At 34.7% G+C, this 17,448-nt stretch carries 15 protein-coding genes; 9 read left to right on the top strand and 6 right to left on the bottom strand.

What is annotated here, in order from left to right; genetic code table 11:
- Positions 1-390 precede the first annotated feature (390 nt).
- The gene (locus tag RHO15_07065) at positions 391-732 is read right to left on the bottom strand and encodes a hypothetical protein (GenBank protein ID WVD63238.1); all 342 of its coding nucleotides are present in this window, start codon (positions 730-732) and stop codon (positions 391-393) included.
- Positions 729-1,130: a DJ-1/PfpI family protein gene (locus RHO15_07060; protein ID WVD63237.1), complete on the bottom strand. Its 402-nt coding sequence runs from the start codon at positions 1,128-1,130 to the stop codon at positions 729-731. Before RHO15_07060 ends, RHO15_07065 begins: the two co-directional genes overlap by 4 nt.
- A gap of 195 nt (positions 1,131-1,325) precedes the next feature.
- Here RHO15_07060 and RHO15_07055 point away from each other — a divergent pair, with 195 nt between their 5' ends.
- From RHO15_07055 to RHO15_07045, 3 genes are all read left to right on the top strand, one after another.
- Positions 1,326-1,718, top strand: coding sequence for an isochorismatase family protein (locus RHO15_07055; GenBank protein WVD63236.1), 393 nt, complete (start codon positions 1,326-1,328; stop codon positions 1,716-1,718).
- An 846-nt stretch (positions 1,719-2,564) separates the two neighbouring features.
- Entirely contained in the window at positions 2,565-2,822 is a 258-nt protein-coding gene (locus tag RHO15_07050) for a type II toxin-antitoxin system prevent-host-death family antitoxin (protein WVD63235.1), read from the top strand.
- Positions 2,823-3,211: 389 nt separating this feature from the next.
- Complete coding sequence (locus tag RHO15_07045; GenBank protein ID WVD63234.1) at positions 3,212-3,370, top strand: hypothetical protein; 159 nt, start codon at positions 3,212-3,214, stop codon at positions 3,368-3,370.
- Between the two features lie 39 nt (positions 3,371-3,409).
- Here RHO15_07045 and RHO15_07040 read toward each other — a convergent pair whose 3' ends face one another.
- The 4 genes from RHO15_07040 to RHO15_07025 form a co-directional block, all read right to left on the bottom strand.
- Complete coding sequence (locus RHO15_07040; GenBank protein WVD63233.1) at positions 3,410-5,032, bottom strand: ATP-dependent helicase; 1,623 nt, start codon at positions 5,030-5,032, stop codon at positions 3,410-3,412.
- A 1-nt stretch (position 5,033) separates the two neighbouring features.
- Entirely contained in the window at positions 5,034-6,737 is a 1,704-nt protein-coding gene (locus RHO15_07035) for an AAA family ATPase (GenBank protein WVD63232.1), read from the bottom strand.
- 108 nt (positions 6,738-6,845) lie between these two features.
- Positions 6,846-10,100: an AAA family ATPase gene (locus RHO15_07030; protein WVD63231.1), complete on the bottom strand. Its 3,255-nt coding sequence runs from the start codon at positions 10,098-10,100 to the stop codon at positions 6,846-6,848.
- A 12-nt stretch (positions 10,101-10,112) separates the two neighbouring features.
- Positions 10,113-11,342 (bottom strand): exonuclease SbcCD subunit D C-terminal domain-containing protein, encoded by a 1,230-nt coding sequence (locus tag RHO15_07025; protein WVD63230.1) that lies wholly within the window; start codon positions 11,340-11,342, stop codon positions 10,113-10,115.
- Between the two features lie 2,106 nt (positions 11,343-13,448).
- Between RHO15_07025 and RHO15_07020 the strand changes: the two genes are divergently transcribed.
- The 6 genes from RHO15_07020 to RHO15_06995 all read left to right on the top strand — a co-directional run bounded on the left by RHO15_07020 (position 13,449) and on the right by RHO15_06995 (position 17,233).
- Entirely contained in the window at positions 13,449-13,652 is a 204-nt protein-coding gene (locus tag RHO15_07020; GenBank protein WVD63229.1) for a hypothetical protein, read from the top strand.
- Positions 13,653-13,668: 16 nt separating this feature from the next.
- Positions 13,669-14,514, top strand: a complete 846-nt coding sequence (locus RHO15_07015) for a flavodoxin (GenBank protein WVD63228.1) — start codon at positions 13,669-13,671, stop codon at positions 14,512-14,514.
- A complete protein-coding gene (locus RHO15_07010; GenBank protein WVD63227.1) occupies positions 14,499-15,080 on the top strand; it encodes a prolyl oligopeptidase family serine peptidase in 582 nt (193 codons plus the stop codon). The genes RHO15_07015 and RHO15_07010 overlap by 16 nt, the downstream gene beginning before the upstream one ends.
- A 134-nt stretch (positions 15,081-15,214) precedes the next feature.
- Entirely contained in the window at positions 15,215-16,069 is an 855-nt protein-coding gene (locus RHO15_07005) for an aldo/keto reductase (protein WVD63226.1), read from the top strand.
- A gap of 65 nt (positions 16,070-16,134) precedes the next feature.
- Positions 16,135-16,530, top strand: coding sequence for a hypothetical protein (locus tag RHO15_07000; protein ID WVD63225.1), 396 nt, complete (start codon positions 16,135-16,137; stop codon positions 16,528-16,530).
- 178 nt (positions 16,531-16,708) lie between these two features.
- Positions 16,709-17,233: a hypothetical protein gene (locus RHO15_06995; GenBank protein WVD63224.1), complete on the top strand. Its 525-nt coding sequence runs from the start codon at positions 16,709-16,711 to the stop codon at positions 17,231-17,233.
- The last annotated feature ends 215 nt before the right edge of the window (positions 17,234-17,448 follow it).

Here is a 17,448-nt window from a genome sequence, read left to right as displayed (position 1 = left end):
CAGGTTTTTGCTAAAAGTTATAGAATTAGTTTATTAGAATTAATAACTTATTGTAAAAAAAATATCATTAAAACGATAATGGCTAGATCTATCGCGATTTAGACTTACTATTTTGAGTGAGGGAAAATATAGAGGATAACGCGTTGATTTTAAAAATAGATCAATGCATTAATCAGCGTGATTGGCTATTTGCTATAAATCAAATTAAAAATGCACTGCAGCTATCATTGCTTGTTTAGTCACTCTTATGCTTAAATTCTTGACGATATCTCATCGGTGAAATATTAAGATGAGTATTAAAATGGTTACGCAGGGATAATGCAGAATTAAAGCCAACCTCATTAGCAACCATTTCAATCGATTTATCTGTTGTTTCCAGCAGACGTTGTGCTAATGATAAGCGACTTTGTAAAAGCCATTGACCAAAAGTAGAACCGGTCTTTCGCTTAAAATGCCGCGTGAAGGTACTTCGGCCATTAAGCTTTTTTGGGCTATCCCATCTAAACAGTGGTATCGATCTAAATCGGATTGAACTTCGTTAAGGGCTTGAGAAAAGTAATCCAAGTTATTTTCTGGTCGTACTGGTTGTTGGATATATTGTGCTTGTCCGCCTGGACGATGGGGCGAAATGACTAATCGTTTGGCGACACGATTAGCGGCTTCTGAACCAGACAGTGTTCTGAGTAGATGTAGACAACAATCAATGCCAGCGGCTACACCAGCCGAAGTCAATATATCTCCTTCATCAACATATAAAAGTCAGGTTGTACAATTATATTGGGATAGCGAACTGTAAACTCATCAATCCAGCACCAGTGAGTTGTTGCTGTACGGCCCTCTAATAAATCGGCGGCCGCCAGTACAAAACTATCTAAGCACAGACCCACTATTTTCGTGCCTTTTTGATGGGCTTTGCGTAAGGCTGTAATTAAACGTTTGGTTGGCGACTCGTTTGGATCTCGCCAACCGGGTATGATAATCATATCTGCTTGCTCAAACACGCTTAAGTTGTGAATCCCTTTTAGTGAAAATCCGGCATTAGTGGTTATATCGCCACGTTCAGCAGAACAGACAATTAGTTCAAATTTATCTATATTACCATGCAGTTTATTATCACTAAAACGATACAAGGTATAGAAAGATGAAAGGGACTAATGTCCTTAAATACTAAGACCGCAATTGTTTTTTTTATCATCAATATTTTTTCGTACTAAAGCTGACCCGATTATATCTAAATATGAATTTAAGATCACTTTTTGATTTCTATTGCTGTGACATAATAACGATAAATAACTGCAATGATAAGAAACTAAAGGAAATTTACTATGTCAAAAACGATACGAAGAGCATTGATTGTGATTGATGTTCAAAACGACTATTTTAGTGGTAATTTACCGATTGAATATCCACCGGCTGAACAATCTCTAGCTAATATTGAAACTGTCATTGATACCGCAAAAGCTGCTTCAATTCCGTTTGTTGCGGTGCAAAACATATTATCAGCAGATTACATGACACAGAACTGTGTTTTTTCAACCGTCGTGTATGCCATGCATATGGGTTTTGATGTTGAATATTATCTGATGCAACAGGCTGCGTACCTTATATTAATAAAGCAGGTGCTGCATCGGCTGAGGAGATTCACCGAGCTTTTTCTATTGTTACTCAGTCTCGTTTTGGGGCCGTTGTTACCACACCGGAGTGGCTTGAGCTTTTAAAAACTGGCGAGCAGCCCGAACGCGACTCAATTTATAACTCTAATCAGAAAGCTCGTTTTGGTCATTAATTTAATCGATTTATTATCGAATAAAGCATCAGTCTGATTTAATTATCCGAATAAGATATATGACATTTATTTGATATAGATAAATGTCATATAGCTTATTCTTTTGAAAGTGTCCTATTTATTATCAACCAATATTGAGTATTGCTGATATGAAAGCGCTAGTTGCCAGATAGCACGATTAGTTATGATTTATTATCCAACCCCGATAGGCGATATTTTTAATGTTGGTAAAACCGCTGCAATGCTATTGAGTACACCTTTAATGTTGACATCAATCATTTCGTCGATTTTCATTGCTGAAAGTGGAGCCGCCACCAATTGCGAGTAAGTAATCAAGTTTTTCGGTGCGAACTAATTCAACCGCTTGTAACAGGGTTTCAACGTGGGGGATAGTTTAACGACAAATTTAACAAAGAGAATAGGCGAAGATATTATTTATAAGTAACTATGAATTTAAAATTGGAGCGGGAAACGAGACGCGAATTTTAATGATAACCTGCTGTAAATATTGTGTTTTTTTAGCTAATCCGAGTTAAGTGTACTGAAAAGTGTACTAATTTTTAAACGCTATTTAAAAACAATAGATTAGCGAAATTATTATGGCATAGTTTGATGGCAAGAGGTATATCCTTGACCGAAAAAACTATCAAATCTATTTCTAACTAGAATGTTATAAATAATAAAAATAATGTTATTCATTCAAGCAACTATTGTGATAATTTTTAAAACAGGTAAAATTTAGCTAAATTAGCTATTTTAGCTAAAATGGAGAAATTAAATGCCAACTAAAGTCTTAACTGCTTATGAAGTCAAAAACCGATTTGGAGAAGCCTTGCTCAGTGCGCAATCTTCACCCGTGACCGTTACTAAAAATGGAAAGCCTGTGCTAGTGATGATGTCAATGGATGAATATCAACTACTTGAAACGATGAAAAAGAACCACATTGATTCACAAATAAAACTCGGTTTAAAAGACATCGAAGAGGGTAGAATGGTTGATGCAGATACATTCTTTAATAACCTATTAAAGGACTAATCGTGCTATCAATAAAAATTACTCAACATGCTGCCAAACAGCTAAAAAACATTTATGAGTATTCTATAAAAAGTTAGGGCCAAGAGAAAGCGAAAGATTATCTTATAGGCGTGCATAAAACTATCTCTTTGCTTGCTCAGTCGCCAAGCATTGCCATGCAATATGAAAAGGATATTTGCTATTTTCCCAGTCAAAGCCATATTATTTACTTTATTCAAGATACAAAGAAAATGATCGTTTTGACCGTATTGCATAAGTCCTGTTTACCTAATAATGATCCGATATTACAAAAATAATTAAAGAAACTATCTGAGTTTTCTCTTTTTCATCTTATAATACTTATCAAAATTATTTATGGTGTTTAAATTTAATAATTAAGTTGTAATGTCATGAAAGATAGTGAATTAGATCCTTATTCAAATAATGATGCCTATAATGAATGGGTAGACAATAAATTAAAGCTATCAGATCAAAGTGATTCAAACGGTATACCGCATGATGAATTAATGGAGATCATAGAAGCAATCATTATTAAAATTGAAAGTTAGTAATCAATTTAAAATTTAGCACTAAAAATTGATTTGATGTTACTTATATAAACCATCTAACTGTGGTAGTTTTAAAAAATAAGATTCTTCAGATGTTTTAAATTTTCCACTTGAGTTTTGCCTAAGCTTAGCACTAATGAGAATACAGTAATTTTCAGCTCTTGTTATCCCCACATAATGAAGGTTTAGATCCTGTTGAAGCGCTGGGTATTCGGGGGTAAAACTATTTTGAATAAACTCTCTGTATGGAAAAGACCATTCCTCCAAATCTAGATGAAATACTATCTTGAATTCAAGCCCTTTAGATTTATGAAGTGTCATTACCTGTACTTCACTATCATCTAATGGCATAAATTGCTTAATTAAAATATCGTTAGATATTATTTCGATTAAAGCATTATCCTCTTTTTCCGTAAATTCTATGCCCAAAATGTTTGCGATTTCGTGAAATTTGTCGAGTAAATCTTCATTAGGTAAATTTTCTCTAATTATTTTCACTTTTTTCCTAAGTAATAATTGCATATTGTTATTTGTGATCATTCCATCATAAAGCATGTTAATCAATTCTTGAGCAGTGCTTATAGTTCCATGCTTATATGCTAAAAGATCTTTATATAAATCAGAGCAATCAGTATCACTTTCGTCTAGAGGTGTATCAACATAAAGTCTAAAATTTATATCTAATCCAGAGCATAACAAAGTTAATGAGTTTTCTTTTTTTGCTAATATTGCAATTTGTGCAGCTTTTTCTAATCCATCAACTTTATTAAGTAAGCATTCTGAAATCCATTTTGAAATCTCGGTTGCAATATCTTGATAGTTTCCATTCATTCTCATTCGATAGACTCTTATTTCATTAGTCGATTGCAAATGGTAGTTTGGGTCCAGTAATCTTGAAGCATAATTAACAATTGATGGATGACACCTATGATTAATATCTATTGCAAAATGTTTGAATGATTCAATATTATTAACCAATTCTAAAAGAAGTTTCGAGTCCCCACCTCTAAATTCATAAATTGATTGGCAAACATCACCTACAGCAATAGAACATAAACCAAGTTCATTTATTTTTAAAAACAGTTGATGCTGTGCTAAGGATGAATCTTGGTATTCATCAATAAATATATGACTATATCTCGATTTGATATATCGTCTAGCCGATGGTGAATCATTAAGCACTTTTAATGCTAAAGCAGCAAATGAACCCATCCATAATATTCCCTCATTATACAATCTTTTATATCCAGAATCTTCATTGATGTTAATGATTGAGGGCGTGCCAATAAATTTTTTTTCTATGAAGTTAACGTATGGAGGGGCTAGTTTCTTTAATACTTTGCATTTTGTTGGTATACCTCCCCATACTCTTGACAGGAAGGGAATAATTATTTCATTTAAACAAAAACTATCAATTGTGCCAAAAAAACTATGTTTTGTATCGTGAGCTTCTGCTTTACATCTACTTTCTAATTCAGAACTTGCTTTCCGTGTGAATGTAATTGCAATGACTCCTTTGTGCTCAGGAAGGTTGGAAGTGATGTTTCTAATTTTTTCTTTTATAACTGTTGTTTTACCGCTTCCAGGACATGCTGTAATTACCATGCTACCGGTATAGTCAATTGCTAATGTTTGCTGAGGTGTTGGTGAGAAAGAGCTCATTTCATTCACCTTTAATTGTTTTTACAAGATGGTTTAACGGTTTGACTAGATCGCCTGAAGTAAGTTTTTTAAGGTCTGCTTGTGTTATCTTTTGAAGAAGTATACGCATCCTTAATGCTTTTTTCTTTTGTAAATAATCGATTGCACTCTGATTATCCTTCTGATCTAAAGCTATTAATATTGGAGCGCTTAATTCTTCTAGTAAATCAGTTTCTAAATCGATTTTTGATAAAAATATCCCAGAGCTATTTATTTGATCAGATACGGATTCCCAGAGACCATTAGTGATTGTATCTGTAGATTCTATTTTTTGAACACTATGTTCAACCTTTTTCAAACCAGCAATATCTAAGCATCGATTGATACCTGCATATTGCCACTCATCTTTATTTTTTATCTTGGATATATCATTGTCAGTTCTCATAACCCATGGGATTTCTAGAGCATTAAGAATGGCCACATATATTTTAAATGAAATACCATCAACTGAAATTATAGAAATATTAAAATAGTCAAGGTCGATATCTAAGCTTTTTGCTAAATAATGATAGAATAAAATCTCGGATGGTCCTTCAACTAAAAATACACCGTTGGAAAAAAATGATTCAGCAGGCAAAATACTCATTCGATAGCTCATTTCTTCCCAGCCATCAGCAATACCTTTTGCACATCCTCCGCTTGCTGCTATAGTTTCGCTTGTTTTATTAAGTAATCTGATTACTGAATCAGGTTTAAAATTTACTGCAATTTGTGCTGAATGGGAAGATATGATCGTCTGACCTGGAAGTTCAGATATTAAATAATCAGCTAATTTTCTTTGTTGATGAGGATGTAAGTGTGCTTCAGGTTCTTCAATAACATAAAAAATAACTTCATTATCAATATCATGCTCCTTAATACTCTTTGCTTTCCATAATGCTAATAATATCTGATTGTTCCGTCCATCTCCGCCAAGCATGACATTAGAACCATTGGTATTAGCTCCGAGTTGTAGATTATCAATAAAATCATTTATTCCAATTGCGCCAGTATCAAGTTGAACGGAATATTCTGAGTAATGATACGCCAGTTTTTTTAGCTCATCATTAACATCCTTTGTAGCTCTTTCAACATATAAAAGCTGTGATATTTTATTATTAATTACTTGTAAATCTGAACTTATCTTTCCTAACAAATCGTCATCTTTTTCTCTTTCGTCTGAGTTTAACGATTGTTGCGCTATTTTTAAAAGTTGCCTTTTTTCTTTACGGATAAATCTCTCTAAATCTCGTTGCGATTGAATATATTTTAAATTAACAAACTTAAGATAATAGCGGGAGTTTATTTCTTGTAATGACCCTAAAGAATCTCCAATGAAAAGTTTGTAGCTAAGATCTAATTTTTTCGCGGAGTATTTAATGAAGGCTTCCCCTGAATCACTAACACTTCCTTTTAAAACTGAAAGTACTGCATCTTCATTTATTTCTTTAAAGTGGATAATGATTTCAAATTCGTCACACGATTTACCATTTTCCAAATGGAAATCGAGCTCATTAGGCTCAATCTCGGCCTCAGAGAGCGTTTTATCTAATAACATCCTAAGAGAATACAACATATTACTTTTGCCAACATCATTTGCGCCAATAATCAGTGTTTTAGCATTGAAATTGATATGAGCATCTTTAAAATTTCTAAAACCTTTAAGTGTTACGGATGAAATTTCCAACTTAAAACTCCTTAGCAGATTAAATAGTTTAATTATAATGTTGTAATGTAATACTCTAGAAACAACCTAATGACAAATTCACATACAGCTACCATTATAGGAGTTTATTCAATTTATCTGACGACACCCAACCCCATTTAATTGACTTTTACCGTTATTAAGAGGACTGACGTTTATTTGGGTATTAATTCGCTCTTTTAAGGTCGATACATGGGAAATAACCCCAATTAATTTGCCTTCTTGTTGTAATCCTGCTAAAGCTGATAATGCCATTTCTAAGGCGTCCTCATCTAAAGTACCAAACCCCTCATCGAGGAAAAGCGAATCAACTCGAACTTTTTGGCTGGACATTTTTGATAATCCAAGGGCTAACGCTAAACTAACAATAAAGCTTTCACCACCAGAGAGATTTTTTGTTGATCGAATTTCACCTGCTTGATAGTTATCAATCACACTCAGTTCAAGAGTTTGTTCTTTTGATGGAATTAATAAATAGCGATCAGTCATTTTTACGAGTTGTTGATTAGCATGAGAGACCATAACTTCAAATGTTAAACTTTGGGCAAAATTACGGTATTTTTTACCATCAGCAGAACCAATTAACCTATGTAATTTTAGCCACTTATGATATTCATTTTTCTGCTTATCAATTAACGCTTGTTTATCTTTTAATTTGTTCTTGATGTGTTCATTATCTAAAAGTTGTTGTTTAATTGCACCCAATGATTCAGTATATTCACTCAGTTTTACAATAAGTGTTTTATCTTCCTGTTCCAACGTTTCATAATCATTTTGTATCAGTGAGACTTGTTGTAAGGTTTCTGCGTAACGTTTTTCTCGGTCATTGATATTCGTTATTATTTCAGTTTTCCTACTTGCAAGTGATGTAGACTGATTAGCTAATGTTTCACGCTCTTGTTCAGAAAGTCGACAGGTTAAAAAATCAGCTTCACTGGTAAAAGATTTTTTGGCTAAGTGAGAAATAAAACTGTTTTCCTTGTTTTGCAATGCCTCAGATCTTTGTGTAATATTTGCAGATAAGGTCTGTATTTTTGTTTTAGCCTGAGTATCTTGTTCTTTTATTTCATCATAACGTTTTTGAATATTTTGTAATTGCTGTTCAGCATCACTCACCATTTTTCCTAATTTTTCTTCTTCTTCATCTGGTGATTTTTCACCATAGAGCGATGCTCGCTGTTGTTTATACTGCTCTTGTTGTTGTTTAAGTGAAGCCAACTGAACTTGTTTTTCACTCAATTGACTATCAAGCAAATGTTTAATACTATCGAGTTGTTGTCGTCCAGCTTCAATTTGTTTGCTTTGATCATGATATAAATTGCTTTCTTCCTGATATTTTGACCAGTTATCACGGCGAGTAGTTAGCTGTATCATAAGCTCCGTCGTATCATTATTTGTCGGTAGTTCAGAAATACCAAATATATTCAGTTGATTCAGTATTGTATTTTTTAATTGGGTATTACGTGAGCTCACTCCTTGATGTTGAGACTCTAACTCTTTTAAGTTTTGTTCTACACTAGTGATTTTAGTTGCCAGAACTTCAAGACTATTTTCTATTTTATCTTTTTGTACACTAATCAGTTGTATTTTTTCCTGAGCTTGCTGAATTTCAATTTCAATATCTTCAGCTTGTTTAATGAGTGTAGTTAATACTTGTATTTGCTTCTCTACTTCATCTATTTCAGGGATATTACCAACAGCAAAGGGATGTTCGAGTGCACCACATAATGGGCAAGGTGCACCATCTGTTAGTTTTTGACGCTCTTCTTCTAAGCTACTTATTTTTAACCTGAAAAGTTTTTCTTTTAGTAAAGACTCTTTATCACTACGATATTCTCTTAATAAACGACCACCTAATATTTCTGATAATACATTTTTCTTTTGTTCAAAGGTCTGTTGGTACTCCTTATATGTCTTTTTGACCTGCGTAAGTTGTTCATTACCATTTTTAGACTCATTGGAATATCCAATTAGGATTTTTGTTCTTTGCTCAATAGCTAATTGATTTTGTGAAAGATCATAAAGGCTTTGTTGAAAGCTGTTTAACTGTTCCTGAATACTGGCAAGTTTCTCGATTAATTGTTCATCCTGAGAATGAATCTTTAAATAATTTTGTACTTGTTGGTTTTTTTCAGCTATTTCAGTTTGTTTTTTTAAAGAGGATTGATAATCAATGCGATTTTTTTCTATCTTAGTAATAAGGTTATTTGACTCATCCTGAACTACCTTAAGTTGGTTTTGTTTTTCTGTTTGCTGTAAATCAAGCGCTCTAACTTTATTGATTATCGGAATAGCTTGTTTTTGTTTCTCTTTAATCTCAACCAGAGACGTTTTTCTCGCCTTTAATTGAGACTCTTCATCTTTAAGGCTATTGATAATGGCTGGTAATCTGTTTTCAAGCGCTAATAACTGTTCTTGCTCTGTTTTTTGCTCACAACGTAATGTTCTTAGGGTCGCGAACTCACCCTCTAATTCAGCTGCTTTCAGTGCTAGATTTAGTTTTTGTTGATAGGGCAAGAACTGTTCGATTTCATCTAAAATGAGTTTTTGTGATATTTTTAAAGTATCTAATTCAGATGATAATATTTTTAAATTGTTATGTTGACGTAGACTCTCTTGTATTGTCTTTTGTTGCTGAGTTAACAGCTCTATCTGCACTGATTTGTCAGTGTGCTGTTGCTTTAGACTATTTTCCTGAACTTCATCTAAAACTGCTATTCCACCCAATTCAGCTGATAAGATATCTAGTTTTTCTTTTTCAATTTTTTGTCTTTCATGAACTTTTTTAGAGATATCACTATAAATTTCAGTTCCTGTAATTTGCTCAAGAATAGGGGATCGTTCATCTGATGAGGCCTGTAAAAAAGCAGCAAAGCTTCCTTGAGCAAGTAAAATTGAGCGTGTAAAGCGCTCAAAGTTCATACCAGTCTTATCTTCAATGGCTAATTTAACATCCGTTTTTTTGGATTCTAAAACCTCGCCATTTAATCCATTTGAAATTTCATGTTTAGCATCCTGCAAAGCGCCATCAATTTTCTTTCTAGCTCGGCTTTGGCTCCAATGACAACGATATGTACCAGATGAAGAGATAAACGTGACTTCTGCATAACATTCTGCTGTTCTACGTGAGATGATCTCATTATTTTTAGCTGTAATTTTTCCTAATCGAGGTGTTTCACCATATAAAGCTAAACAAATTGCATCTAAAATTGTCGACTTCCCGGCACCTGTAGGACCCGTAATTGCAAAAATACCGTCAGTTAAATATTCTGGGCGAGTAAAATCAATATGCCATTCGCCATATAACGAATTTAAATTTTTAAAACGTAATTCAAGTATTTTCACAACGGATCCTTTTTATTCAGCACGAATATCATCTTCCTGCATAGTTCGAATAATTTCATTATAGATAAATTGTAATTCTTCTCTCTCTGCCTCAGGAATATCATTGGCATCTAAGCAACGTTCAAAGACTTCAGATTCATTTAGTTGTTCCAATTGCTCATCTTCAGTTGCCTGTCGTAATATCCGTTCTACCTGACGACGATTCCTTACTCTCAATATCTCTAATTGGGAACTTGAAATTGCTTCATTAAGCGCCTCTTGTAAATTAGGCGCTATTTCAGTACCGGTATAATCAATCTCGAGCCAAGCATTGCTATTATTGAGTTTTAATTCAGCTATTTTAGTGAGAATATCTTCAAAATTTCCTGAAATCCGAGCTAAGGATTGAAAACAAGGGATTGTGATTTCTTGGATTTGAGATACTTTTCCCTGAAAAGTAATGTTAATAACCTGCTTAGTCTGATTTGCTTCACCGTACCCCATTGCAATCGGTGAACCAGAATAACGAATTCGGTCTGATTTTCCAACTCGTTGAGGAATATGTAGATGTCCGAGAGCAACATAATCAAAGCTCTCAGGAAAGGCATCTTCACCGACTTGAGCTAATGACCCAACATAGAGTTCTCTTACGCCATCATTATCGGTTGTTTTTCCACCAGTGGCAAATAAGTGACCCATAGCAATAATTGGTACATCTTTACCTATTTCTTTTTGTTTTTTCTGCGCAATAATGCTAACTTTCTGATAATGATCATGAATCCCAGAAATTAATTTCAGATTTTTATCGGCTCCTGATTCGCCAGCCTCAACAGTACGAACATCCTTATCGCGAAGATAAGGAACGGCACAAATAATCGCCTCTGGATTGCTATTTGTATCAATTAACGTAATCACTTCATCTTCTAAATTATCGGTTATAGCACCCACCACATAAATATTCAAAGCCTCTAATAAAACTTTAGGTGCATTTAAAAAAGAGGGCGAATCATGATTACCGCCAGTAATAACGATATGGCGACAACAAGTTTTTGAGGCTTTATTTAAAAAACGATAATAAAGTGACTGAGCTCTATTACTTGGTGTGCTAGTATCAAAAATATCCCCAGCAATAAGTAATACATCAATCTCTTGTTGAATAATTGTTTCAACAAGCCAATCGAGAAAAGCCGCAAACTCATCATAGCGTTTGCGGTTATATAATGATCGACCTAAGTGCCAATCTGAGGTGTGAAGTAATTTCATTTATCGTACGTAATTATTCCTAACATGAGTTTGAATATAACTATTTAATCCATGACCTGATTGAGCTAATTGTTTCATTCTAGCAATGTGTGCAGTTCCAGCTGACTGATTTGAATACGTGTACACACTTCCAGAGGTAAATCTTACTTTGATATAATCAGAACCAATCTCAAATGCTGCGACACCTGATTTACCGCCTAAATTTTTATATTTTTCCCTAAAATTCACCCTATGTTGTTACATGTATTGGTTTAGAGATAAGTTAACTACTTTTTGTTCTTTAATAAATAGTTACTTTATCTAAGTAGAAAATAAATTCACTACCAAAACGAGTCATATAATTTTATTGCTTTTTAAGAGCTCCTCTTTATATTTATCAAATTTTTTAAAATAGTATTTTCTTCAAATCATTTTAGTCTTTTTTTTATTTTTCGGCTTCAATTTTATAACGACGTTTTTTAAACATAATATTCGCAGTATTTCTTATTAAAGATGTGAACCATTTAATAATCATAAAATCGCATAATTACTTATCATAAGGATAAAATAAAACGATTTTCATTTGACATAGTATATTGATAATTGCTTCTATTTTCTGTGATATTAACTAAATAACTAATAAATATTTCTTTAATAGAGGATATAGTTAATACTTAAATTTTTTATTAATTTATATAGCTAATATTCTAGATAATATAAAAATTTTATTGGGTAATTTATTTAAAGCAGAATATTAAAAATGAATACCTTAGCTATTTAATTACTGGAAAGATAGAACTTCTCCTGCAGACTAACTGCTAATACTTCATTACGTTACATGATTTTTGGTTATGCTTAATAATCATCCAAACTATTATTTCTTATTAAAAGGAATGATTTAACACATTAATTCATAGATTTTTTACATCTAAATTATCAAAGCTTGGAAATCGATTATATTTTGCCGTATAATTCATCTAACAAGACCCAAATACTATGAGTAATCCAAATTAAATCGTCCTTCTTTTCCCCACTGTTCAAGCAAATCAGCCCATTCCTGCATCATCCGCCCGCGTAATATTCACCATCGGCTTGTCATCCAACAACGGCAAAATATCCTGCTCAAAGGCTCGCTCGATCTGAATAACCGTCGTGCCACACCCCCATGCTTAAACTCACGAGAAGCCACCATATCTAACCGCTGCAACTTAAACGCCAACCAAGACCGTGCAAACGCACGAAAAAGCAGACAACCCGAAGCAGAGAAGCGCAATTGCCGTCGAAAAGCGCGCGGACCAATCCCTTTACCAAGCAACGCATGAGCCTGTTGACACAAAATTCTCGCCTCACTCAGACTTACCGAGGGAAACACCCCTAACGAAATCCGGCATTGTCTGCCTTGCCAAGAAAACCGAAAATGCCAACTCTTCCTACCATTACAAGCCGCATACAACGACAAACCCTGACCATCTGTCATCGAATAAGGCTTATAGGCAGGTTTAGCAAAACTCACCTCTAAATTCTTCAATGCAATCAATATTTACCAACGCACTCAGCACACCCAACAAAACACCACTATAGTCACACACAGGGGAAGAAGCAAGGGCACAAAGGTATTCACGTCCAAACAATCGATGTACTACCCATATTCAGAATGTACTAAATAGAGAGGGCTGTAATAGGAAAAATAGACAGAAATAGAAATAAAATGAATAAAAATATAAAGAAAAGCGTGAAGAAATTTCCCAGATTCAAATTTACGATCTAGCGTATTGAATATTAAAGAAAATATCACTTTAAAAGTAAAATTGGAGCGGAAAGCGTTCTCTAGTATTTAGCGCTAACCCTATGAAATCTCATGAGTTAAAAAACACACTACAGCAAGAATGTACCTATTAATGTACCACTTCTTACTAGATACCTATTTTAATAGTGATATAGTGGTAAGTATAACTCTGAGCTAGAGAGAGGAAAGTGTAGAGCGAACGGTTCTCTTAGTTGTATATGTAAGTTCAATAAATTGTCCATAAGTCATGACTTTTTCAAAATGTAAATTAACTTGATATCTTTACTTCGCAAGATGGTGGCATATCCCGTCAACAAATTGCTGAAACCTTGGTTAGAAGTTTGCAAACCGCTAATGCGATGAATCGCACCGTCTCGCTATTTTCGACCAAAGGCAAACGGACACAGGATTTTGATGCCTTATTTTTAAGTACATTATCTGACAAAAAACAGAATAATTTTGATGGCATAAATGATCCAAATAATTTGCCTATTGAACAAGAACCAGATCGTGTATTATTCGATTTGGATGCCGTTCGACAATAGAAGTGGAAGGTGAGTAATGAATCAACAATCACACTCTCTATGTCAATTTTTAAAAAGTGTAATAGTGACACTGTTACTGAGCGGAATCAACGTTCAGATTCATGCTCAAAATAGCAGTAAGCCTCTTGTTATTTATTTATCACAAACACACAACAATAAAGTATTAGTTGAATTTATTGCTCAAACTGTAGGTGGAGATTTAGTCGAGATTAAAACTCAGCAACCTTACCCAAAAGATTACCAGCAAATTTTTATTGTCTTTCCTACTTGGGCTATGCGATTGCCTCCACCGATAAAAACGTTTCTCTCAACTCATAATTTAAATGGCAAAATTATTATGCCACTCAACACCAATGCTGGTTATGGCGTAGGTTCTGGATTTGATGAAATAGAAAAGTTAGCATCAGGTGCAACGATGTATCAAGGTTTATCCATCAAAGGCAGTAATGAAAGAGAAGGCAATCTTTTTGTTATGCAAGGTAAAACGTTACAACAAGTAAAACTCAACATTCAAACATGGTTACAAGCAATGCCAAGCAAATCTAATTCCTATACAGCAAACACAGTCGTTCTCTTAACAGCAAAAAGTACGCTCGGAGATCTGCTTGAACACCCAAAGCTACGTTTGTTTGCCGATAAAATATTACCATGGGATGGTATGAAATATGATCGCACATTGCCTTTATCACGTATCAGTGAATTAATGCCATATCATCATAATTTTAATATCGATGATATGTTGAAGCCACTAAACACCATGATTCTCAGTAACGAACCTGTTTTTTATGATTATTATGGTGGTAATGTTCCTCACACGGGGCTGTTTTTTTACGAGGTCAAACTAATATGCCAACCGCTGTAATTGTAGCAGGGGGTGGTTTTCAGTATGTCGGATCTTTACATGAAGCTTTTCCATTAGCGCAAAAAATTATCGAAAAAGGATATAACTCCGTTGTCGTTAAATATCGCGGTGGTGTCAGTGACCAACCGGCTACTGAAGATTTAGCTCATGCGATTGGTTATCTATTTAATCATCAACAAAAATTAAAACTCGATATGAATCATTATTCGATATGGGGTGCTTCTGCTAGCACAAGAATGGCAGCTTATATTTGTTCTTATGGCGTACAGCGTTTTGGTGTGTATGATTCTAATATACCAAAACCTCAGGCCGTTATTATGCTCTATACGGGGTACTCTGATATTAGTAACAATGAAACACCAACTTTTGCAGCGATTGGAGAGAGTGACAATATTGCTTCACCAAATGTTATGGCTCGTCGAATTCAACGATTACAGCAACAAAATGTAAAAACTGAATTTCATCGATATCAAAATGTTGAACATGGTTTTAGATTGGGAACAGATACTGCAGCTGAAGGTTGGATTGATAACGCGGTGGATTTTTGGCAAAAAACGATGAAATAACTTAATAAATATAAACATTTCAAATCACGATTATTGATGAATAAATTTCACAAGCCCATGTCTTTTTACCTAGATTATCATCATTATCAATTGTTTTATAATAGCTGCATCTAATAAACAAGAGGAAGTTAATCATGAATAAAACAATAACATTAAATAACGGTGTTGAAATGCCTATTTTAGGCTTTGGCGTTTTTCAAATGACAGATTCAACAGAGTGCGAAAAAGCGGTCCATGACGCAATAGATTCAGGGTATCGTTTGATTGATACCGCAGCGAGTTACCAAAATGAAACCCAAGTAGGTAACGCCATTCAAACACACGGTGTTGATCGTCGAGAATTATTCATCACCACGAAATTATGGCTACAAGATACTAACTATGAAGGTGCAAAAGCGCAATTTGAACGTTCATTAAATCGTTTACAATTGGATTATGTTGATCTCTATTTAATCCATCAGCCTTATGGTGACATTCACGGCGCGTGGCGAGCAATGCAGGAGTTACACTTAGCTGGTAAAATTCGATCGATTGGCGTCAGCAATTTTCAGCCGGATCGTTTGGCGGATTTAATGGCATTTAATCAGATTCCACCAGCGGTTAATCAAATCGAAGTTAACCCTTTTCAACAACAGCTTGATGCTGTGCCTTACGTGCGAAAAGAGCATATTATACCACAAGCATGGGCACCTTTTGCAGAAGGCAAAAATGGACTGTTTACACATCCTATTTTAAGTCAAATTGGCGCTCAATATGGTAAGTCCGTAGGACAAGTAATATTGCGTTGGCTTGCACAACGTGGCGTTGCAAGTCTGGCTAAATCAGTTAATAAGGCGCGAATGGTTGAAAATCAAGCTATTTTTGACTTCGAACTTTCTCAATCTGACATGAAACAGATCGAAACATTAGATACGGCGACTAGCCAATTCTTTAGTCACCGCGATCCAGAAATGGTGAAATGGCTGACGGGTCGAAAATTAGACGTCTAATGTTTTAACCTTAAATTAAACCGTTATATCAATACCATAAATGATATATAACCAAGGATAATATAGTGAAAAAACTCGCGATGTTCACTGCACTGAGTTTAGCGATTTCTACCGCTTATGCTGCACCTCAAAATCCATTAACGATTGAGCAACAAGGTAGCTTCGCTATTGGTGGAGTAGTTAAAACCAGTGAAGGCAACTACAATTCACGTCCTGAAATTACGCAAAGTAAAACTAGCAATGATTTTATGGATGTGTATAAAGCCAATATGACTAATGGTGGGCAAACCTTGCACGGCGATCATACCACCGTTTCCTATCAAATTCCGAGCAATGCTAAGTCGTTACCGTTAGTTTTTTTACATGGCGCAGGGCAGTCGATGCGTACTTGGCAGACAACGCCAGATGGACGTGAAAGTTGGAATAACCCTTTTTACGTAAAAATTATGCTGTCTATTTAGTTGATCAACCTCGTCGTGGTTGGTCTGGTCGTTCAACGATTGACGATTCAATTCCTGCGATACCTGACGATCAATTTTGGTTTGCACAATTCCGGATGGGGGAATACCCGAATTTTTTCAAAGGTGTTGCCTTTCCTCAAGATGAAGCGAGTTTAGACCAGTTTTTCCGTCAAATAACATGTTTGATGCAGGTGTCATCTCTGACAGCCTAGAAGCACTATTTGATCGCATTGGCAATGGGATACTAATTACCCATTCTCAAGGTGGTAGCCCAGGTTGGTTGACGGGGATAAAAACACCCGAAAAAGTGAAAGGCATTGTTGCTATTGAACCAGGTAACTTTCCATTTCCTGAGGGCGAAGTCCCCCCCATTGTTGAAAGTGCTTATGGTAATATCACGCCTGATAGTGTGAAAAAAGCCGATTTTGATAAACTGACTAAAATGCCAATTATTATCTATTTTGGTGACAATATTGCTGATAAACCGTCTAAAATTCAAGGCGAAGATCAATGGCGGATTCGCTTAGCGTTAGCAAAAAAGTGGGCAGAGGTTGTCAACAAACATGGCGGTGATGTGCAAGTAGTCCATCTGCCTGAAGTCGGTATTAAAGGCAATACTCACTTTATGATGCAAGATTTAAACAATGGTGAAGTTGCAAAGTATTTGGCTGGATGGCTGAAAATAAAAGGATTATCTAATTAATTTAAATAGTATTTTGTAGTTGTAAATTTTAGATATGTTATAGTGTCCTGTTTTTCAAATCGGAACTCAGCTAAAACTATAAAGGTTTTAGCCGTACTGTCAAATTAACTTTTAACGCGAATTTAAATTTGATAGTATTCATTTTTGTCTTTACCTATTACAGTCGAATACTGTTTTTAGTATACCCATCTGCAAACACCTCTAGTAACCCTGTC

Source organism: Orbaceae bacterium lpD01 (assembly GCA_036251705.1).
GTDB classification, from domain to species: Bacteria; Pseudomonadota; Gammaproteobacteria; order Enterobacterales; family Orbaceae; genus Utexia; species Utexia brackfieldae.
The sequence above is the reverse complement of the archived record's forward strand: the minus strand, read 5'-3'. Positions and strand labels throughout refer to the sequence as shown.